This window comes from Lichenifustis flavocetrariae, from assembly GCF_026130545.1.
Lineage (GTDB): Bacteria > Pseudomonadota > Alphaproteobacteria > Rhizobiales > Beijerinckiaceae > Lichenihabitans > Lichenihabitans flavocetrariae.
Genome location: NZ_JAMOIM010000046.1, coordinates 16,338 through 36,186, shown reverse-complemented (window position 1 = coordinate 36,186; position 19,849 = coordinate 16,338). Strand labels below are relative to the sequence as shown.

The 19,849-nt window shown below is 65.0% G+C and carries 17 protein-coding genes and 2 pseudogenes; 4 read left to right on the top strand and 15 right to left on the bottom strand.

Translation table 11 applies throughout. The features are described 5' to 3' along the window. A pseudogene (gene tnpC / locus M8523_RS30990) lies at window positions 1-632 on the top strand (IS66 family transposase); the annotation flags it as partial. A gap of 9 nt (window positions 633-641) precedes the next feature. Here tnpC and M8523_RS30985 read toward each other — a convergent pair. After that, entirely contained in the window at window positions 642-1,829 is a 1,188-nt protein-coding gene (locus tag M8523_RS30985; protein ID WP_282588711.1) for an IS110 family RNA-guided transposase, read from the bottom strand. 253 nt (window positions 1,830-2,082) lie between these two features. Between M8523_RS30985 and M8523_RS30980 the strand changes: the two are divergent. Next, window positions 2,083-2,346 (top strand): annotated as a pseudogene (locus M8523_RS30980) (transposase domain-containing protein); the annotation flags it as partial. Between the two features lie 225 nt (window positions 2,347-2,571). After that, window positions 2,572-2,838 (top strand): hypothetical protein, encoded by a 267-nt coding sequence (locus M8523_RS30975; RefSeq protein WP_282588707.1) that lies wholly within the window; start codon window positions 2,572-2,574, stop codon window positions 2,836-2,838. A gap of 378 nt (window positions 2,839-3,216) precedes the next feature. On the opposite strand, the gene M8523_RS30970 is transcribed toward M8523_RS30975, so the two are convergent. The 12 genes from M8523_RS30970 to ltnD all read right to left on the bottom strand — a co-directional run bounded on the left by M8523_RS30970 (window position 3,217) and on the right by ltnD (window position 15,464). Then, a complete protein-coding gene (locus M8523_RS30970) occupies window positions 3,217-4,272 on the bottom strand; it encodes an aldo/keto reductase (RefSeq protein WP_282588706.1) in 1,056 nt (351 codons plus the stop codon). Window positions 4,273-4,366: 94 nt separating this feature from the next. Next, window positions 4,367-4,834: a class II aldolase/adducin family protein gene (locus M8523_RS30965; RefSeq protein WP_428351693.1), complete on the bottom strand. Its 468-nt coding sequence runs from the start codon at window positions 4,832-4,834 to the stop codon at window positions 4,367-4,369. A gap of 115 nt (window positions 4,835-4,949) precedes the next feature. Further along, entirely contained in the window at window positions 4,950-6,215 is a 1,266-nt protein-coding gene (otnK, locus tag M8523_RS30960) for a 3-oxo-tetronate kinase (protein WP_282588710.1), read from the bottom strand. After that, on the bottom strand, window positions 6,215-7,183 hold the full coding sequence (locus M8523_RS30955; protein WP_282588705.1) for a 3-hydroxyacyl-CoA dehydrogenase: 969 nt from the start codon (window positions 7,181-7,183) through the stop codon (window positions 6,215-6,217). The genes otnK and M8523_RS30955 overlap by 1 nt, the downstream gene beginning before the upstream one ends. A 48-nt stretch (window positions 7,184-7,231) precedes the next feature. Beyond that, window positions 7,232-7,594: a hydroxypyruvate isomerase family protein gene (locus M8523_RS30950; protein ID WP_282588704.1), complete on the bottom strand. Its 363-nt coding sequence runs from the start codon at window positions 7,592-7,594 to the stop codon at window positions 7,232-7,234. A gap of 341 nt (window positions 7,595-7,935) precedes the next feature. After that, complete coding sequence (locus tag M8523_RS30945; protein ID WP_282588703.1) at window positions 7,936-8,913, bottom strand: GTSAG motif subfamily hormone-sensitive lipase; 978 nt, start codon at window positions 8,911-8,913, stop codon at window positions 7,936-7,938. A 131-nt stretch (window positions 8,914-9,044) separates the two neighbouring features. Further along, window positions 9,045-9,941 carry an NAD(P)-dependent oxidoreductase gene (locus M8523_RS30940; protein WP_282588702.1) on the bottom strand — a complete coding sequence of 299 codons (897 nt, stop codon included), beginning with the start codon at window positions 9,939-9,941 and terminating at the stop codon, window positions 9,045-9,047. After that, window positions 9,938-10,855, bottom strand: coding sequence for an NAD-dependent epimerase/dehydratase family protein (locus M8523_RS30935; RefSeq protein WP_282588701.1), 918 nt, complete (start codon window positions 10,853-10,855; stop codon window positions 9,938-9,940). Before M8523_RS30935 ends, M8523_RS30940 begins: the two co-directional genes overlap by 4 nt. A 28-nt stretch (window positions 10,856-10,883) precedes the next feature. Next, window positions 10,884-12,386: a sugar ABC transporter ATP-binding protein gene (locus M8523_RS30930; protein WP_282588700.1), complete on the bottom strand. Its 1,503-nt coding sequence runs from the start codon at window positions 12,384-12,386 to the stop codon at window positions 10,884-10,886. A gap of 68 nt (window positions 12,387-12,454) precedes the next feature. Then, window positions 12,455-13,399 (bottom strand): sugar-binding protein, encoded by a 945-nt coding sequence (locus M8523_RS30925; protein ID WP_282588699.1) that lies wholly within the window; start codon window positions 13,397-13,399, stop codon window positions 12,455-12,457. Window positions 13,400-13,478: 79 nt separating this feature from the next. Further along, a complete protein-coding gene (locus M8523_RS30920) occupies window positions 13,479-14,486 on the bottom strand; it encodes an ABC transporter permease (RefSeq protein WP_282588698.1) in 1,008 nt (335 codons plus the stop codon). 48 nt (window positions 14,487-14,534) lie between these two features. Next, window positions 14,535-15,464 carry an L-threonate dehydrogenase gene (gene ltnD, locus M8523_RS30915; protein WP_282588697.1) on the bottom strand — a complete coding sequence of 310 codons (930 nt, stop codon included), beginning with the start codon at window positions 15,462-15,464 and terminating at the stop codon, window positions 14,535-14,537. Between the two features lie 167 nt (window positions 15,465-15,631). Between ltnD and M8523_RS30910 the strand changes: the two genes are divergently transcribed. Beyond that, window positions 15,632-16,678 (top strand): LacI family DNA-binding transcriptional regulator, encoded by a 1,047-nt coding sequence (locus tag M8523_RS30910; protein WP_428351698.1) that lies wholly within the window; start codon window positions 15,632-15,634, stop codon window positions 16,676-16,678. Window positions 16,679-16,852: 174 nt separating this feature from the next. Here the strand turns inward: M8523_RS30910 and M8523_RS30905 are convergent, their stop codons facing one another. Further along, entirely contained in the window at window positions 16,853-18,274 is a 1,422-nt protein-coding gene (locus tag M8523_RS30905) for an amidase (protein ID WP_282588695.1), read from the bottom strand. A gap of 107 nt (window positions 18,275-18,381) precedes the next feature. Beyond that, complete coding sequence (locus M8523_RS30900) at window positions 18,382-19,791, bottom strand: amidase (RefSeq protein WP_282588694.1); 1,410 nt, start codon at window positions 19,789-19,791, stop codon at window positions 18,382-18,384. Window positions 19,792-19,849 lie beyond the last annotated feature (58 nt).

The window sequence follows — 19,849 nt, the reverse complement described above, 5'->3', positions numbered from 1 at the left end:
TCCAGGCGTTGCGCCGGCACGTGCTGGCGGCCGAGCGCATCCATGCCGATGATACGACGGTGCCGGTGCTGGCGAAGCTCAAGACCGTCACCGGCCGGCTCTGGACCTATCTCCGGGATGACCGGCCGTTCGGCGGTACCAACCCGCCGGCCGCCATCTTCCACTAGTCCCGAAGCCGGCACGGTGACCATCCGCGCGCACACCTCGCCGGCTATGGCGGCATCATGCAGGCGGACGCCTTCGCGGGTTACAACGACCTCTACGCGCCCGGATGGAAACCGCGACCGATCATCGAGGCGGCGTGCTGGTCCCATGGGCGCCGCAAGCTCTTCGACCTCGCCAAACTCAGCAAGGCGCCGATCGCCATCGAGGCGGTGCGCCGCATCGACGAGATTTTCGCCATCGAACGGACGATCCTCGGTAAGACGCCGGCTGAGCGTGTCGCGGTGCGCCAGGCTTCCTCGAAGCCGCTCGTCACAGCGTTGGAGACCTTCCTGCGCGACAAGCGGGCGCTTCTCTCGGCCAAAAGCGAAACCGCCAAAGCCATCAACTACAGCCTGAACCACTGGCCGGCTTTCACGCGCTTCCTCGACGACGGCCGCATCTGCCTGAGCACGGATGGTGTTGAGAAGCCCCAATCGTCACCCGACTGCAGTTTTTTCCGGCTTCGGCTTCCAGACAGCGACCATGCGCTCGTAGGCCTGCTCGGCCCGCGCGATATATCCGGCTTCTCGATCCCTGATCTCTTTGATCCAGTAGTCTCGAGCCGAGCCCGCCTTGCCATAAGCCCTCGGCGCGCCCGCGGTCAGCTCCACCTTGCGCAGCTTCATCGCCGTGAACGACGGGCGGGCGTAGGCGTACTCCTTACCGCTCGACAGGACGTGCCAGATCATCACGGCGAGCTTGCGCGCCGTCGCGACCGCCGCGGCAGCTCCTCCACGCTTCTTCTGCACGCGATTGAAAAAGGCCCGCAGCGGTCCCGGCGCCGTCTTGGCCGACCAAGCCGCCTCGACCAGCATCTTGCGGGCATCGGCGTTGCCCTGCTTGGAGATGCGACCGTGGCGCGCCGGACGATCTCCTGATTGCCGGATCCTCGGCGTCAGACCAAAGTAGCTGCTGAGCTTGTCCGCGGATGGGAAGCGCGCGATGTCGCCGATGGAGGCCAGCACCACCGAGGCCACGACGGAACCGATACCGGGGATCGTCATCAGTTTGATGGCACGCTGGTCGGCGAGGGTCTGCTGGGCCAGCGTCTTGTCGATCTCCGCCAACTGAGCGGCCACGCGCTCCATCTCCGTCATCAGGCGTCGCAGCATCCCGCGCTCCTCGTCAGGGAGCGGCAGACCATCGAGCCATCGTTGCCCCGCCTTGCCGAAGAGATGTCCCTTATAGGGAGGGATCAGGTTGGCATGGAGGATGGCCTTCATGCGTCCCTTGATGCGGACCAACTGAGCCAGCACGCCCGCCCGCTCGGCCGCCTGGCGTCGGCGGTTGTAGGTGTCCTCGTCGGCGACCCAGACCTCCGGTACGAAGCCGGCCGCGTGCAACTTCGCCAGGGTCGCGGCGTCGATCTTGTCGGTCTTGACGCGGGCATAGGCGATCGCGCGCACCAGCCTCGGATTGGCGACGACGACGCGCTTCACGTGCGGGCGCATGAGGCGTTCGACGGCGGCACTGTTGCCCGTCACCTCAATCACAACCTCGTCTTCGAGGCTGAGCGTCTTGGCGAAGGCGACGAGCGGTTCGTGTGTGAGTTCGACCCGCACCTGTTTCGTGATCTTCCCGTCCTCAAGAATAGCGACCTGAGCGAAAGACCGGTGGATGTCCATGCCAATGATCTTCATGCCATGTTCTCCAGTTTTTTAGGAGCCAGTGGCTTGCACGACATCTACGGATCCGCGCTCGCAGCGCAGCCGGGCAAGTCGTAGGGGCGGCCAAGTAACAACGCGAGCTCGCAGCTCATGCTAAGGACGGCCTGCCACCGTTTCGTGCTCCCGACGCCCCTATCCCGGCCAAAGCAGACTACTCCTGAGGGAGCGGTCCGCGCCACCGAGCCGAGGCGCCGAAAGCAGCATGCCCTTTAACAATGCGGCGGAGCGCGCCTTGAGAGGCATCGCCATCGGAAGACGCAATTGGACCTTCTGCGGGTCGGATGCCGGAGGTCATCGGCCGGCGGCCATCTACACCTTGATCGAGACAGCCAAGCTCAACGACGTCGATCCTCAGGCTTGGCTTGCCTGGGTTCTTGCCAAGCTGCCCGATCACCCCGCCAAGCAAATCGACGAGATGCTGCCGTGGAACTGGAAGGCAGCCCGAACCGCCGAAGCCCTCCCCAAGGCGGCCTGATCCCGCCGTGCCCAGAAAACCCCAGGCCCGCGGTGCTGGCCGAATGCGTACCTCCTCCTTAACGGACCTGCGCCGAGACACAGGGCGTGCGGCCGCACGCGCCGCGATCGGCCCTCTGCAGACCGTGTCTTGGGCAGGGACGGCGCCATCCAACAGTTGTGTACTGAGGCGTTTGGGGAGGCTTTTCAACCCGAGATTTCGAAGGTCGCTAAAAGGAAAAGTCCCATGATAACTGCCACCACACCCTCCCTCACCTCGACCGTCACAGCCGCCACGACTGTCAAAACGCTCCAGAAGACCGCGGGCAGAGAGTACACGGCTGCGTCGGTGGCGGACGATCAGACAGACGCTCAGAAGCTCGGGCTTGTTAAGCAGAAGGACGGCAACTACGCAGCGGCATCCGCTAACGGTGTGACTTCGACCGGCACAGCGGCGACCACCAGCTCGTCGGCGGTGCAAGCCGCCCTGACCAGTCTCACGTTGGCGGGCTGAGCGCTCGCTCGCCATGATCGGTCTGATCCAAGTGTCCAAGGCGCAGACCGCTTTGTAGCCGATGCCTTGATCAACGGTCCGCCGCCCGCGACGGCGGTGTCAGTGCATAGGAGGCGGGCCGGCCTCGGGACGAGTCGAATGTCCGCAATAGCTCACACCTTGCCGGGGACCGGTCATTCCCCTTTCGGCCAACAGCCGGCGAAGAGCAGCCAGCCTGCAGTGCGCCCAGGTCGGTCGTTCAGTCCACCTCCGTGAAATCCGAAGAGCGGACAGTCGTTCAGATGTGCAGGGCCTCTGACCCCGGCTGGACAAGCTCCGCAGGTTTGCTAGCACAAGCTTACCCGTTTGCGATCCAGCGTGGATGGATCCTGGCTGTGCTCACGCGTCCGGCACCGAACCATGAAGAGCATAGTCGGCTGCGCCGAAACGATCCCGCGCAAAATTGTGTTGGTGCCAGTAGGGGTAGATCATCGGGATGGCACTGACCTCGTCGAGGCGCCGGATCTCTTCGGGTGTTAACGCGAGATCGACCGCGGCGAGATTGTCCTCAAACTGCGCAGCGTTGCGACCCCCCACCACGAGAGAGCTAACCGCAGGGCGCTGAAGCAGCCAAGCCAGCGCGATCTGTGCGGCCGACACGCCGCGCGTCTTACCAATCTCCACCAGGACATCGACGATGCTCCAAAGCTTTTCAGCGTCGCGGATCGGCGGCTCTGTCCAACCGGCGAACTGTCGGGACTCGGCAGGTGCCGCCTGATTGCGGCGGTGCTTGCCTGACAGGAGACCGGCCGCCAACGGGCTCCACACCAGCACGCCGAGGCCCTGATCGACCGAGATCGGAAGCAGTTCGTATTCCGCTTCGCGCGCCTCGAGCGTGTAGTGGATCTGCTGGGTAACGAAGCGTTGACGGCGCTCCATGTCGCTGACGCCGAGCGCCTTCATGACATGCCAGCCGGAGTAATTGGAACAGCCGATGTAGCGGATCTTGCCCTGCTTCACGAGCGAGTCAAGCGCTTCCAGCATTTCTTCGAGCGGTGTCGTGCCGTCCCATTCGTGCATGAAGTAGATGTCGATGACATCGGTCTTAAGCCGCTTCAGGCTCTTCTCGCATTCACGGATGAGGTGATAACGCGAGACGCCCTCGTCGTTGGGACCGTCGCCAATCCGCATCCGAGCCTTGGAGGAGATCAACACGTCCTGCCGGCGACCGACGAGCGCCTCGCCAAGGATTTCCTCGGAGCGGCCGTCTGAATACATGTTCGACGTGTCGAATAGGTTCACACCGCCCGCGACGCAGACGTCGATCAGCCGGCGAGCCTCCTCGACGCCCTGTGTGCCGACCATGGCGAAATTGCCTTTGCCACCGAACGTGAAGGTGCCCATGGTCAGCACCGATACTTTGAGGCCACTACGGCCGAGCGTGCGATATTTCATGTCATGATCTCACGGGTTTGAGGCTGGCAGGCGCGGACGGGGCCGCCCTCACCAGAGTTGCAGGCGCGCGCGCAGGTCCTCGACCTGGAGGGCGTCAGCGGATTAATGGGCTGGTTGCGCAGCAGCAGAAACAGCCGCGCCGTCTCTTCAAGATCCTCGGTGGCGTACATCGCGTTGTCGAGGCTGGTGTCAGCCACGACAGGTTCGTGATTGCCAGAAGCACGGCATGGTGTGCGCCGGCGAGCTTGTCCAACTCGAGGGCCAGGCTCTCGTCGTCCGGTGGGCAGTAGGGCACCACCGGCAGGCCGACCCGCATCACGTAATAGGCGGTCAGCGGCGGCAGGCAGTTGCAGCGGTCGAGCCCCCGTAGGCAGGAGACCTCGACCGAATGGGTCGAATGCAGATGGACCACGGCCTGGGCATCAGTTCGCCGCGCGTACATCACCCGGTCGAGGAAGGCCTCTTTAATGGGCTCGTTGCCTCCGGTCAGCGCTCCGGCGGCGTCGAGCCGCGACAGCCGGGCCGGGTCTAGCTCGCCCATCGAGGCGTTGGTGAGCGTCATCAGCCAGCCGCCGTCCGGGTGCGCACCGACATTTTGCCGGTCGACCCGAAGGTGAGGCCTCGGCGGAACAGCGATGCGTCCGCCGCGCAGATGCGCTCGCGCAGGACGGCGTCGCTCACGAGAGCTGCGCCCACGCCTTAAGGAAGAAGTCCGTCGTCCCAAAGTTGCCGGACTTCAGCGCCAGCGCCATGTCAGGTCCGTCGAGGGTTCGGGTCCACGGCACGCCAGGGTCGATCTCAGGGCCGATCGACAACGATCGCGCGCCGAGGCCCTGCACGACGGCGCCCGAGGTCTCGCCGCCTGCCACCAGCAAGCGCGTGAAGCCGCGCTCGAGCAGCCCGCGCGCCGTACCGGCCAGCATCTCCTCGATCATACGGCCAGCCGCATCGCGCCCGAGGCGGGCCTGCGTCTCGCGGACCAGATCGGGATCGGCGCTTGAATAGATCAGGATCGGCTCCACGCCGGTCTGCCGGTCGACCCAGCTGAGTACGTCGGCCACCGATTGGCTGACTTCGGCGAGACGTGCTGTGTCGAGCTGGAAAGTCGGCAGCCCGGCGGCAATGGCGGTGGCCACCTGCTGACGCGTGGCGGCCGAGCAGGAGCCCGCCAGGATGGCGGCGCGTCCCACCGGCGCGGCCATCACGCGCCGCGGCGGCGTCAGGCGCTCGATCAGCCCCGCTGCCAAATAGGCGGCCGGCAGGCCCATGGCGATGCCGGACCCGCCAGTAATGAGCGACAGGTGGGCGGTGGCGGCGCCGATGTCGCGCAGGTGGCGGTCCGTCAGCACGTCGATAATCGCGATGCGGCAGCCCGCCGCCTTCTCGCGGGCCAAGGCAGACCGCACGCCCTCGGGCCCAGCTTCGACGTCCTCATAGCCGACGAGGCCCACCGGCAGGCTGGTCTGGCGGCCGAGCACGCGGCGCAGGTCGCTGTCGTGCATCGGGTTCAGCGGATGATCCTTCATCGGGCTCTCGCTGAGCGGTACGCCGTTGACGAACAATTGGCCCGCATAGATCGTCCGCCCAGCTTGCGGGAAGGCCGGGCAGGCGATTGTCTCGCCGCCGACCAAGTCGAGCAGGGCCTCGGTTACCGGCCCGATGTTGCCCTTGTCCGTCGAGTCAAAGGTCGAGCAGTATTTGAAGAGCAGCCGCTGCGCCCCGAGCGCCTGCAGCGCATGGGCGGCCTCGATCGACTGTGTCACCGCCTCGCCGGCTTGGATGGAGCGTGACTTCAGCGCGATCACCAGGGCGTCAACCCCATCGAGGTTGAGGTCACGACCCGGCACGCCGGTCGACTGCACGGTGCGAAGCCCCTCCTTGGTGAGCATCAGCGACAGGTCGGTCGCGCCCGTCAGGTCATCGGCGATACATCCGAGCAGCATCATGCGTCCTTTTCGGTTGGTGTCGCCGCAGCCTCCGCTAGCACCCGGCGTTTGGCCGCGACAAAGGCGGCGAGGCAGCGGTCGCGCCACGATCGCCGCAGGGCCAGCCCTTCTGCGGGCGTCGCCTGCCGCCGCTCCGCTTCCACTGCGCCGACCAGCGACGCGCTCCAGGCACGCGGGTCAGCCTGCTCCTTTGCCAGTCCCTGATACATCGGGCCGAGGTTGCGGCAGTATTCGGCGATGCCGGTCGGGGCGTTGAGGTCGATGGTCTCAAACGGTCCCATGAAAAACCAGCGCAGCCCGAGCCCGTTGGATACCGCCGCGTCGACCTCGGCGGCGGTGCAGATGCCGTCCTCGACCAGCCGAAAGGCTTCGCCTAGCATCGCGCTCTGCAGCCGGTTCACGACGAAGCCGTTGATCTCGCGAGTCAGGCGGATCGGTGACTGGCCGATGCGGCGCATGAGGGTCGTGACCTCCTCCATCACGCTCGCGCCCGTCCAGGGCGAGGGGACGATCTCAACCAGCGGGATCAGGTGTGGCGGGTTGATCGGGTGGACGACGAGACAGCGGCGCGCGGTCGCGAGCCCCTCGGTGAAAGACGAGGCGGGCAGACCCGAGGTGGAACTACCGATTACCACATTGGGAGGCACCAACCGGTCGAGCGTCCGATACAGCTCGCGTTTGATCTCGACGCGCTCGGGCGCGCTTTCCTGCACATAGGTGGCCCCGGCGATCGCCTCTTCCAGACTTCCCGCCAGTGACAGTCGGCCGATGGTCTGCTCGACCGGATCGGGGCCAGCCATGCTCTGGTCCCGTAGATCGGCCAGCGCTGCGCGGACGAAGGCGGCGGCGTTCTCACGCGCGGCCGGGGCGGCATCAAACAGCACGACCTCGAAGCCCGCGCGAAGGAACACCAGCGCCCAGGATGAGCCGACGACACCACAGCCGACGATGGCGATACGGGACAAGGGGGATCTCCGCTATTCGGGGTGAGATGATGATCGCGTGGCCGACAATTAGCCATCGAGCGCCCTGGTGCATGTCAGGGCATCGGCGGTCGGTTCCGCCGCCTTGTACTCGCAACTGGTCCAGCCCGAATAGGTCAGGCGCCCGATGGCGGCGAACACCGCCCGGTAGTCGAGGTCGCCCCGGTCAGATTCGGCGCGGCTCGGCATGGCGGCGATCTGCACGGGGCGGACGATCGCCAGTAGACCTTCGAGCCTTGCGATCACGTCGCTGCCGACCCGGCCCACGTGGTAGCAGTCGAACAGCGGCTCAGGCAGTAGCGTGAGCCCGGCCCGCTCCGCGTCGGCCGAGGCGACCTTGAGGTTGCGCACGAAGACGTCGCGCGCGGACGCCCGATCGCCCGGCGGAACCATGCCCGCCGTGCAATTACCGGCGGTGCCGCCGGACGCCTAGTAAAAGGCCAGGGACTGCTCGACAGCTGGCTGGAACTCGTCCTTGCGCCCGGCGAGTGCGCAAGCCCGTTCTCGCCCACGGCAACATCGCCGCGGACCGAGTTGAGGCCGAGCAGCGCCAGCCCATTCGCCTCGCAGCGGGCACGTACCTGCTCGGCCAACACGTCATTAGGCCAGTGCAGCCCGATGGCCCGGAACCACGCCGCCGCCGCGTCGATCCTGTCGGGCAGGGGCCGGTCGGGCCACAGGGAGCCGAGGTTGGCGGAAAAGCGCAGCATGAGGGTTACTCTCTTGAGCGACAGCTACTTGCCGAGGTAGCTGCCGAAGAACGCCGCTATCTCGCCGAAGGCTTCCTTGGTCTCGGGCACGCGGTCGTCGAACTGGTACTGGGCGTGCGACTCGCCCTCGTACACGTTGAGATCGGCCACGACGCCGGCCCGGCGCAGCTTGCGGTGCACCCGCACGGTGTTGCTGAGCAGCTGGTCGCGCGTGCCGGTGGTCAGGATCGCGGGCGGAAAGCCCGTCATGTCGGCATAGACCGGCGAGAGAAGGGGATCTTTCATGTCGTGTCCATGGGCGTAGAAGGCGGCGGCATCGTCGCAGAAGCCGGTGGGCGACACCAACACGTTGTCGACGAACTCATTCGTGTAGAAGGAATCGCCGGTCTTGGTGACATCGGACATGGGCGTGCCGGGCGCGATGGCGCCTGGCATCGGTAGGCCGTCCTGCTTGGCCTTCACGACCATCTCGAGGGTTAGCGCGCCGCCGGCCGAGGTGCCGATGATGCCGACGTTCTTCGGCGCGGTGGTCTTCAGTACTGACTTGTAGACCGTCATGGCATCGTCGAGCGCGGCGGGGAAATAGGCTTCGGGCGGCATCCGATAGTCGACCGCGATCACCTTGTAATGGCCGAAGCCGGCCATCATGATGGCTTCCGTAGTGCCGGACGCGCCCGGGAAATAGACGTAGCAGCCGCCGTGCACATGCACGATCACCTTGTCGCGGTTCTGCTCCGGGATGTCATCCGGGGTCACAATGTTGACCCGCACGCCGTCGATCGTGCTGGACTCGACCTTGACGTGCATGCGCTCCTGCATGGCCGGCAGCCCCGGCACCACGCCCGCGGCGATCTTGTCCGCCATGGCGCGCCATTCCTCGCCGGTCTTCGGATGGAAGGTCCAGCCGGGGTTGAGCGGCGCGGCGATGAACTTCTGCATCTCCGGGCTGATGTCGGCGGTGGGCACCTGCAGCGTCTTGGCCGGCACCTGCAGGGGCGTCATTGCGGTATCGGCTGCCGAGGCCGCCTGGAGGCTTGCCGTGACCAGGGTCGCGGCAAGTAAGGTCAATGTCATAGGTCGCATGAATGGTCCTCCCGTTTCGTCGTTGGTTCTGTCTTCGATCGCTCGGCCGATCAGGGCGTGAGCGACGTGCCGTTCAGTTCCGCGACGATGTCCGACAGCATCGGCACGTAGTCGCCGCCGTGGCCGGTCCCAACCGCGACGGCGAAACTGTTGCGCACCGCCGCGCCGACCGGATTGGCGACCCCGAGCGCCTGGGCGAAGCCGGCCAGGTAGGTCACGTCCTTGTGGGCGTTGGCGATGGTGAACTTGTGGGCGTTGCGGTCCCGCTCAATGACGTATTGGCGGAACGTCTGGTAGAAGGGGCAGTCCATTCGGCCGCCCTGGATGACGCTGTCGAATACCGTCGTGGTCAGCCCCGCCTTGGCGCCGATCATCAAGGCCTCCGAATAAAGCGCCGCATAGCCCATGGACAGGAAGTTGTTCAGAAGCTTCATCGTGTGAGCGGTGCCGACCGGCCCAGTGGGGATCACGCGACCCGCAAAGGCCTCAAGAATGGGCCGGGCGCGGGCCAAGACGGCGTCTTCGCCCGCCACCATTACGTCGAGCGAGCCCTCCCAGGCGTCCTTCGGCGTGCGGCCGAGCGGCGCGTCGATGAGCGTGATTTCCTTGGGGGCCAGCAGGGCCGCGAGCCGCGTGGTCGAGGCGGGCTCGGCCGTCGAGCAGTCGATGACGAGCAGCGGCTTGCCGGCCGAGGCGAGACCATGTTCGCCGAGGATCACCTCCTCGACCTGCGGCGAACCGGTGACGCAGAGCAGAACCACGTCGGAGACCTCGGCCACCGCGCGCGGGGTCGCTGCCTCATGGGCGCCACGCCCCTTGAGGTCATCGATCGCCTCGCGCTTGCTGCGGGCCAGCACGGTCAAAGGCCAGCCCTTCTCGACGATGTTCTTGGCCATGCCATGGCCCATCAGGCCGACGCCGATGAAGCCGATTTTTTCCTTGCTCATGCACGGGTTCCCGGGGCCCGGTTCGCGGCCAAAGCGCTGCGCCAGTTGTGCTTCTCCTCGAAGCCAAGCATCTCGCGGGTCTTGCGGTTGGACAGCAGCGACTCGTATTCGCCGAGTTCGCCGCGCACCGGTACGTTGGGGTAGAAGCGCTTCAACAGCTCAGCTGTGGGCAGATCGGACGAGCAGTCGTTTTGCGCCGCGTTAAAGATTTGAAAGCCGAGCCCGTCGGTCTCGATGCCGAGCCGGATGATCTCGCCCAGGTCGCGCGCGTCGATGTAGCTCCACGCGATGCGTTTGCGGAACCCGGGGTCGGCAAAGAACTTGGGAAAGTCGGCGTATTCGTGCGGCTCTATGACGTTGCCGATGCGGATCGCGTAGATGTCGGACCCGGTGCGCTGTTGAAAGCCGTGCGCGGTCCGCTCGTTACAGATCTTCGACAGCGCGTAGCTGTCCATCGGATCGACCGGATACTGCTCATCGAGCGGGAAATAGGCCGGATCGCGCGGCTCGTTGGCGAAGACCAGGCCATAGGTGGTCTCCGACGAGGCGATGATGGTCTTGCGGATGCCGAGCTTTTCGGCCGCCTCAATGATGTTGTAGGTGCCCATCGTGTTGATGCGGAACACCTCGTTGTCGGGCACCAGCATGATGCGCGGGATGGCAGCGAAATGCACGATCGCGTCGATCTTTGGCGCGCGCAGCGAGGGCGCGAATTCATGCAGTTCCAGCGTGCTGGTGAGCGCGTTGAACACTTGCCCGCTGTCGGTGATGTCCGTGATCAGCGTACGGACTTTGGAATGGGCGAGCGGCTTGGTGTCGAGGTTCAACACATTGTAGCCGTGTTCGACGAGGTAATGCACGACGTGTTGGCCGGCCTTGCCGCTGCCACCCGTGAAGATGATATTCTTCTTCATTTGAGATCTCCTTGATTGAGCTGCGGCCTTAGGCGGTCGCCGCTTCCATGATGGTTTCCTGCGAAGCCTGCGCCCGCTCGAAGGTCTGGCTGATCCGGCCATCCTTGATGACGATCACCCGGTCGCTCACCGCCAGTACTTCGGGCAGGTCGGACGAGATGACGATAATGCCCATGCCGTCGCTGGCGAGGCGCGCCAGCAACGCGTGCACCTCGGCCTTGGCCCCAATGTCGATGCCGCGCGTCGGCTCGTCCACGATGAGGATCTTCGGCGAGCGGGCGACCCATTTGGCGATGACGATCTTCTGCTGATTGCCGCCGCTCAGGTTGACCACCCGTTGCTCGGTCGAGGGCGTTTTGATGCCGAGCGACTTGACGAAGTCGCGGCACCGCGCCGTCTCCTTTTGCCGATTCACGAAGAAATTGGGGGAATAGGCTTCGAGGTGGGTAAGGCTGAAGTTCTCGCGCACGTTCATGCCGAGCACCAGTCCCTGTCCCTTACGGTCCTCGGTGACGAAGCCGATGCCGTGCGCAATGGCGTCTGAGGGTTCGTGGATCGCGACCTGTCTCCCGTCTATCGCGATGGTGCCGGTCGAGGCGCGCATGCCGAAAATCATTTCCATGATCTCGGTCCGGCCAGCGCCGATGAGCCCAAAGAAGCCCAGCACCTCGCCCCTGTACAGGCTGAAATCGATGTTCTTCACCTTGGCTTGGTGCGGCCGGGGCTGGTCGAGCGTTAGCCCCTTCACGTCGAGCAGCACCTCGCTCGTCGCGTGGCAGACGTGCTTGCCGTAAAGCTGGCTCAACTCGCGGTCCACCATCTTGCGGACCAGGATGTCGCGCGTGACCTCCGCGATTGGCAGCGAATCGACGGTGCTGCCGTCGCGCAGGATAGTCACCCGGTCGGCGATTTCGAAAATCTCGTCGAGCCGGTGCGTGATGTAGACGATGCCGATGCCCTGTTGGCGTAACCGGCGGATCTGCCCCATCAGGGTTACGGCCTCATGGTGGCTGAGCGAAGCGGTCGGCTCGTCCATGATGATGATCTTTGATCGGTAGGAGATCGCCTTGGCGATCTCGATCATCTGCTTCTGGCCCATGCTGAGTTGGGCGACCGGCGTCACGGGCGACACATCCATTTGCAGGGTGGCCAGCACCTCGGCTGCCTCACGGTTCATGCGGGCCTTGTCGAGGAACCCGCTGGCCCGCAACGGCTCCCGGGCTAGAAAAATGTTCTCAGCGACCGTCAGGTTCTCCACCATCGAGAGCTCCTGGTAGATGATGCTGATGCCGAGCGCGCGGGCGTGCACGGCATCGCGGATCACGATGGGCTCGCCCTCGATCAGGATGCGGCCTCCCGGATCGGCCGTGTAGACGCCCGTCATGATCTTCATGAGAGTGCTCTTGCCGGCGCCGTTCTCGCCCGCGAGGGCATGGACCTCGCCAAGCCGGACCTCGAGGTCGACTTTGTTCAGCGCCCGGACCCCTGGAAAGGTCTTGGACACGTCACGCATTTCGAGAAAGAGCGACATGGGCTGAAGGCCTCGGCACGAGGACCGGGGGAAGCGCTGCCGCTTCCCCCGGTTTTGCGAGATCGCGACTACTTGGTGTAGCCGTTGAGGTTCGAGGCATCGACGACCGTCACACCGGTGTCGACATCGGCCGAGGTCGTCTCCGTGCCGTTGATCTGCGCCAACAGGTGGTCGACCGACAACTTACCCATGGTGACAGGACGCTGGACCATGATGCCTTGGATGAAGCCCTCCTTGACGCCCTTGACGGTGTCGGGGAGGTCGTCGAAGGCGAACACCTTGACGGTGTCTTTCTTGGCACCAAACTCCTTGGTGGCCAGGACCTTGGCGACGGAGGGCCCGCCTACCTGGCTGACGCCAAAGATGCCCTTCAGGTTCGGATGACCGCGGAACAGCGCTTCGTCGACTGAGACCGCCTTGGCGAGATCGTCCTCGGTGCCCTCAGTGGCGACGAGCTTGATGTCGGGATACTTGGCCAGCGCCTTCTTGATGCCGGCAATACGCTCGTTGAGGTTCACCGCGCCGAGCTGACCGGTGACGATCGCCACCTCGCCTTTGCCATCGATCGCCTTGGCCATGGATTCGCCCATGGTCTGGCCAGCAGCGCCGTTGCTGGTGCCGATATACATGCTGCGGCCGCTCTTTGGCGAGTCGCTGTCGAAGGTCAGCACCTTGATACCGCTCGCCATGGCTTTCTTGATGATCGCCTCGACCGACTTCGGTTCATTGACCGAGATGGCGATGCCATCGACCTTCTTGCTGATCAGATCCTCGAGGATCTTGACCTGCGTCGAGCCTTGCGTGTTCTGCGGCACGACCCATTGATACTGCACACCGTCAGTCTTGGCGGCAGTGGCCGCACCGGTGTTGCAGTCGTCGAAGAACGGGACGGCGACCTTCGGGATTACCGCGATCACAATGTCCTTGGCATCTTTGGCGAAGGCGGCGGTCGTGGCGCCCAGCGGCAGGGCGGAGAGTAGGGCGATGAGCGAAATCTGTGTAAGTGTCTTCATGATACGTTTCCTTGTCCCGGATTTCTATTGATCGCGATGGGGGGCTCGCAGGCCCTGGGCTGATTATCCCTCGGTTGGCTCAGGCTCCCTTGCTGCGACTCCGCCAGACATCCAAGCTGACCGCGATCAAGATGACCGCGCCCGTAATGGCTTGCTGGGCGTAAGTGTTGATGTTCATGAGCACGACGCCGTTGGCGATGATGCCGGCGAGCGCCGCCCCGATGATCGCGCCCTCGACGCTGCCGACGCCGCCCGCGAGGCTCGCGCCGCCGATAGCCGCCGCCGCGATCACGTCGAGTTCGGCACCGAAGCCCGAGGCCGGTTCCGCCGAGAGATAGCGGGAGAAGCTGACGATGCCGGCAAGCCCGGCGATGAGACCGGACAGCATGTAGACCAGCAGCTTGACCCGGCCCGTCTTAACGCCGCTCAACCGCGCCGCCATCTCGTTTCCACCGGTCGCATAGACGTGGCGGCCGAATCGCGTCTTGCGCATGACGACTGAGAACACAATCGTCATGGCCAGCATGATGACGACGGGCACGGGCACCAGCCCGACATAGCCCTGTCCAATCTCCGCGAAGACGTCGGGTGTGTCCGGAGTCAGCGGCACGCCATGGGTGATGATATACATGAGCCCGCGGCCGATGCTGAGTGACCCGAGCGTGGCGATGAAGGGCGGCAGGCGGATCACGGTGATGAGCACGCCGTTGAACAGGCCGAACAACAGCCCCGTGGCGAGCCCGCCGAGGATGCATACGGCCGTCGGCAGGCCCGATTGAAAGCCGAGGGCCGTGACGAGCGACGAGAGCCCCATGACGGAGCCGACCGACAGGTCGATGCCGCCGGTGATGATCACCATCACCATGCCGATCGACATGATGGCGATCAGCGAGAAGGAGCGGAACACCCCCATCAGGTTGTCGGTCGTCAGGAAGTAAGGCGTCGAGAAGCTGATGAGCGCCACGACGACGAGCAAGGCCGTGAGCACGTTGAGCTCGCGCACCTGCAGCAGGGCCGACACACGGCCGCCGACGGCTGTGTGACGGGGGCGTAGGACGGCCGTTGCCGGACTGTCGCGCACGATCATGATCCTCCCTCGTGCCGCCGCCGCCCAGGGTGGTCGACGGTTCTTTTTTCACTTGGCTTTGGCGCCGCCCGGAAGGTCGAGCCCGGTCATCTGGGCGAAGAGGCGCGCCACCGAGGCGTCGTCGTCGCGCCCCATGCCGGCCGCCGATGTCATCAGGAAAAGCTGCAAGGCACTGGCCGCGACCGGCGTCGGGAATTTCGCCGCGAGCCCCATGTTGGCCACGATGCCGAGATCTTTGACGAAAATGTCCACAGCGCTGGCGGGAGAATAATCGCCCTTGAGCACATGCGGGACACGGTTTTCAAACATCCAGGAATTGCCGGCCGAGGCCGTGATGACCTCGAACACCTTGTTTATGTCGAGCCCTAGACGCTTTGCGAAGGTGATGGCCTCGCATGCCGCCGCGATATGAACCCCGGCCAGCAATTGGTTGACCATCTTGAACGATGCGCCGATCCCTGGCTTGTCGCCGAGTCGGTAGACTGTGGTCGCCATGATCGCGAGGATCGGATCGGCAAGCGCGAAGGCGGCAGGGCTGCCGGACGCCATGACGGTCAACTCGCCGCTGGCCGCCCGCGCCATACCGCCGCTCATCGGCGCATCGAGATAATCGACACCGGCGGCCTCGCAACGTTCCGCCAGTCGCCGGACGTCGTCGGGCGCCATCGTGGCGGAGGAGAGCACGACGCCGCCCCTCCGCATGGTCGCGACGGCACCCTCATGGCTGTCTGTGCCGAAGAGCACTGCCTCCGTCTGGGCCGCGGTGACGACGACGATGACAACGACTGACGCATCCCGGCTGGCCGCGGCGGGATCTGTCGCGAGCCGTCCGCCAGCCTCCTCGAATTTCGCGCAGGCCTCCGGCACCGGATCGTAACCCGAAACGGTGCGGCCGGCACGAAGCAGCGTGCTCGCGACGCCGAGACCCATGGACCCAAGGCCGATCACGGCAATCTGGCTCGTTTCCGCCGGTTTCATTTCCGCCCACCCCTCATGGCCATTCGGCCTTGCTGCACGATACAACATATAATGACAGCGCTGTCATGCACGAATGTTACCGCTGTCATTTTGTCGCAAATAAATTGTGCCGCCCGACTAGACGCGAACTGGTGCATAGTCCCGGTCAGAACATCGACGGGACATCCATGGGGCCGGAGAAGAACAAGGTGAGGAAACAACGCCGCGTGGCAGAGACGCCCGCCGCCTTGACCCTTGCGGACGTGGCGCGTGCCGCCGACGTGAGCGAAATCACGGTATCGCGCATCTTAAGAAACGTTGGTCCAATCTCCGAGACCACCCGCCGCCGCGTGCTCGACGCGGTTGACCAGACCGGCTACGTGCGCAACCAGATCGCCGGCACCCTGGCCTCGGCCACCTCCAACCTCATCGGCGTGGTCATCCCGTCGCTCTCGAACATCGTGTTTGCGGACGTGCTGCGGGGCATCGACGCCGGCCTCGAACCGTCGGGCTTCCGGCCGGTCGTCGGCATCACGGACTACAAGGCGGATGCCGAGGAAAAGCTGGTCACCTCGCTGCTGGCCTGGAAGCCCGCCGCAATAATCATCGTGGGCTTCGACCATACCGACATCACACGCCGCCGCCTCAAACAGAGCCGCATCCGGGTGGTGGAACTGATGGACATCGACTCGGAGCCCATCGACCTCGCCGTGGGCATGTCCCATCGCGCGGCCGGTCTGGCGACGGGCCGGCACCTCATCGGGCGGGGTTATCGCCGCTTCGGTTACGTGGGGCACGACTGGACGACGGACAGGCGCGCGCGCCTCCGGTGGGACGGTCTCGTGCAGGCCCTGGAGGAGGCGGGCCTCGAGCTGGTCGACCAGCGCCTCCATGGTGGGCCCAGTTCGACGCAGGCCGGGCGCGAGGCCCTGGCGACGCTCCTACAGGGTGCGAAGCATCCCGATGTCGTTGTCTTCTCCAACGACGACATGGCGGTCGGCGGCGTCTTTCACTGCATTGCCGAAGGCATTGTCTTGAAACGCGACCTGGCGCTGTTCGGGTTCAACGGACTCGATGTCGGGCAGGCTCTTCCGAAGCCGCTGTCGACGGTGCGATCCAATCGGTTCCGCATCGGCAAGATCGCGGTCGAGCAGATCCTGTTGCGACCCGAACGCAACGGCACACCTGAGACGATCAATACAGGCTTCGAAATCGTGCCCGGCGAGACGGCCTGATCACGCTTCGATCGGAGGCGACACACCCATCGCATCGATTGAGTGTGTCCGCTCGCATGATCCGCTTGCCCGAAGCTGCCATTCCGGTTTCGGCCATTTGCAGCATAGAGCAGCCGGGGAGAGCGACGCATCGAGCCTTTTGGTGAAAAGGGACATCCTTACGGCTCCCCGCCATCACAATGCGGGTCGGCGTTCGTCCAAGCCACCTTTGCGATCGAGCATCGCGCCGAGTCGCAGCAGCGTCGCCTCGTCCAGCCACTTGCCGACGAGCTGGATGCCGATGGGTAGGTGCTCCGAGCTGAAAGCGTAAGGCACCGAAAGCGCCGGTAGGCCGGTCAGATTGAAGGGCGACGTCGCCGCCATGACGTGGGTCCACGGCACCGTCTTGCCGTCGACGACAAGCTCCTGCGCCCCGTGCGGCGTGGCTGTCATCGGGTTGACCGGCGTCAGCAGCACATCATACCGCTCGAAGAAGCCGGCGAAGGCAGACCGCAGCGCTTCGCCCTGCGCCTCGGCTTCCAAGTAAGCGGCGAAGGTCGGGTCTGGCGTGGCGACGATCCCCGCCCCGATCGCGTGGAGATCGCCTTCGCGACCCGCAGCCAAAGCCTTGATCGTAGGAACGATCTCGCCGAAGACGAGGGTCATCAGCGCCCCGAGTGGATTGCCGAGGAACGGCAGGTCCACGGGCTCGACGTCGTGGCCAAGATCGGCAAGGCGGGCGGCGGCCGAGGCAACGGCGGCGGCGATCTCGGGATCGACAGGGCCGAAGGCGGCCTCCGCGACCCAGCCGATGCGAAGCCGGCCGGGAATGTGATCGGCCCCGGCGTCCGCTTCACGAGGATGGACCGCGTAACCGTCGATGCCGTCGGGCCCCTTCAGGATCGAATAGCCCAGCGCCACATCGCCGACGCTGCGCGCCATCGCGCCGACATGCCACCAGCGCTTGGTGACCGCGGGATAGTGGCCCGTGAAAGGAACGCGCCCCTGCGTCGCCTTGAGGGCTGCGATGCCGGTGAAGGCGGCTGGACCACGCACCGAGATCGCGACGTCGCTTCCGATGCCGATCGGCGACATGCCGGCGGCGATCGCGGCGGACTCGCCGCCCGACGATCCACCGGGCGTGCGGTCAAGGTTCCATGGATTGTTGGTACGACCGGTGACGAGGTTGTCGGTCTCCGTCCAGGCCGAGAACTCGGGCAGGTTGCTCTTCATCAGTGCGATGCCACCCGCTGCCTTGAAGCGGGCAACGGCGGTGGCATCGGCGGTCGGGATCCGGCCGGCGAACAGCTTCGAGCCACGCTGGGTCGGCACGCCCGCCGTGTCGAGGGCATCCTTGATCGAGAAGGGAACGCCATGCAGGGGACCGAGCACGGCGCCTTGAGCGACGGCTTTGTCGGCCGCGTCGGCTGCCCTCAGCGCATCCTCAGCCATAAGCGTGACGACGGCATTGATCTTCGGGTTCACCGCGGCGATGCGGTCGAGATGTGCTTGCACGACCTCCCGGGATGATACCTCCTTCTTACGGATCAGCGCCGCGAGCGTCGTCGCATCTTGATAATGAATTGGGTCCGCTCGGCTGAGTGTTGCGTCGGTCATGATCGTGCTCTCTTTGGGGTGTTGGGGCTTGGAGGTCTGCGACAGGGCGCCAGGTGCAGGAAGCGATCCTTGCGTTCCTCGCGCTTCGATGGCTCGACAGTTGCGAGCTAGAGGTTCGGGTGTAGGTCGCGCACGGGGCTCGCCGCCTCCAGCAGAGAGGCGAGGTGCAAAAGCGTCGATTCAGCCTGCCAGCTGGAGACAAGCTGCACGCCGATCGGCATGCCGTCACCGCTGGTGCCGAACCTGATCGTCAGGCCAGGCAAACCGGTCACGTTGAGGGGAACCGTCGAGCCTTGCAGATAGGTGGCATCCACCGTCTGGCCGTGGATGACGAAGGCCGAGACGCCATGCTTCTGGGCCGGGATCGGCTGAACGGGGGTGAGCAGCGCGTCGTAGCGCTGGAAATAGTCGGCGAAACCGTCCCTCAGCCGCTCGGCCGCCTGCTCGGCGTCGACATAGTCCTTCATAGACGTGTCGGGTAAGGCCAGCATGGTCTTGGCCATCATGTAGAGCTCGTCATCGCGGCGACCGGCCGTTGCCTCTGCAAAGGCAGGCTGCATCTCCATCACGTGAAGGCGATTGAACACGTCGAGCGCGAGATCCTGCTCGAGCGCCGGAATGCGGACCGGCTCCACGGCGCAACCCGCGCTCATGAGCGCCTCGGCCGCCGCCTGAACAATCGCAGCAACCTTGGGATCGATTGGCCCGAAGCCAGGCTCCACGAGCCATCCCACGCGCAGCGGCCGATCGAGGGAAGGACCGACACCGGCATCGTAGAGGACGGTGCTGGTCGCGAAGGCATCCATCCCGTCCGGCCCGGCCAGGATGGAATAGGCGAGCGCGAGGTCGCGGACGCTTCGCGCCATCGGACCGACATGCCAGAAGCGACGCGGGGCCCGCGGCCAGATGCCCGTCATCGGCACGCGGCCATGCTTTGCCTTGAGCGAGGTGATGCCCGTCTGGGCCGCCGGCCCGCGCAACGAGATCGCAAGATCGGTGCCGAGGCCGAGTGGCGACATGCCTGCCGCGATCGCGGCGGATTCGCCGCCGCTCGACCCGCCCGGCGTGCGCTCCAGGTTCCACGGGTTGTTCGTTCGACCGGAGAGCAGGTTGTCGCTTTCGATCCAGTAGGAGAATTCCGGCAGGTTCGTCTTGGCGAGCAGGATCGCCCCGGCGCCCTTCAGGCGCGCGACGCTGGTGGCGTCTGTGCCGGGCATGCGCCCCTTGAAGATCGGCGAACCCCGCTGGGTCGCGACCCCGGCGGTGTCGATCGAATCCTTTGCCGTGAAGGGCACTCCGTGCAGCGGGCCAAGTGGTTCACCTGCCAGAACCGCTGCCTCGGCCTTTGCCGCGGCTTCCATCGCGCCGCCTGCCAAAGTGACGATCGCGTTGACCTTGGGGTCGACAGCTTCGATGCGGTCGAGATGCGCTTTCATGACCTCGACTGGTGAGATCTGCCGGGTGCGGATCAGCGCCGCTAGTTCGGTGGCGTCCGCGTAAATGACTGCAGCGTTCATAAGGTACCTGCCTGCCAGTTGGTAGCCTTACAAGAGCGCTTTCAATTTTGCTTGTCAA

Coding starts and splice junctions, on each gene's coding strand:
- otnK (WP_282588710.1), bottom strand. CDS start 6,215: ATGCTGCTCGGATGTATCGCCGATGACCTGACGGGCGCGACCGACCTG.
- M8523_RS30905 (WP_282588695.1), bottom strand. CDS start 18,274: ATGACCGACGCAACACTCAGCCGAGCGGACCCAATTCATTATCAAGAT.
- M8523_RS30900 (WP_282588694.1), bottom strand. CDS start 19,791: ATGAACGCTGCAGTCATTTACGCGGACGCCACCGAACTAGCGGCGCTG.
- M8523_RS30945 (WP_282588703.1), bottom strand. CDS start 8,913: ATGACGCCCCTGCAGGTGCCGGCCAAGACGCTGCAGGTGCCCACCGCC.
- M8523_RS30985 (WP_282588711.1), bottom strand. CDS start 1,829: ATGGACATCCACCGGTCTTTCGCTCAGGTCGCTATTCTTGAGGACGGG.
- M8523_RS30965 (WP_428351693.1), bottom strand. CDS start 4,834: ATGACGCTCACCAACGCCTCGATGGGCGAGCTAGACCCGGCCCGGCTG.
- M8523_RS30970 (WP_282588706.1), bottom strand. CDS start 4,272: ATGAAATATCGCACGCTCGGCCGTAGTGGCCTCAAAGTATCGGTGCTG.
- M8523_RS30975 (WP_282588707.1), top strand. CDS start 2,572: ATGATAACTGCCACCACACCCTCCCTCACCTCGACCGTCACAGCCGCC.
- M8523_RS30910 (WP_428351698.1), top strand. CDS start 15,632: ATGGGGCCGGAGAAGAACAAGGTGAGGAAACAACGCCGCGTGGCAGAG.
- M8523_RS30930 (WP_282588700.1), bottom strand. CDS start 12,386: ATGTCGCTCTTTCTCGAAATGCGTGACGTGTCCAAGACCTTTCCAGGG.
- M8523_RS30940 (WP_282588702.1), bottom strand. CDS start 9,941: ATGAGCAAGGAAAAAATCGGCTTCATCGGCGTCGGCCTGATGGGCCAT.
- M8523_RS30935 (WP_282588701.1), bottom strand. CDS start 10,855: ATGAAGAAGAATATCATCTTCACGGGTGGCAGCGGCAAGGCCGGCCAA.
- M8523_RS30950 (WP_282588704.1), bottom strand. CDS start 7,594: ATGGTTCCGCCGGGCGATCGGGCGTCCGCGCGCGACGTCTTCGTGCGC.
- M8523_RS30920 (WP_282588698.1), bottom strand. CDS start 14,486: ATGATCGTGCGCGACAGTCCGGCAACGGCCGTCCTACGCCCCCGTCAC.
- M8523_RS30925 (WP_282588699.1), bottom strand. CDS start 13,399: ATGAAGACACTTACACAGATTTCGCTCATCGCCCTACTCTCCGCCCTG.
- ltnD (WP_282588697.1), bottom strand. CDS start 15,464: ATGAAACCGGCGGAAACGAGCCAGATTGCCGTGATCGGCCTTGGGTCC.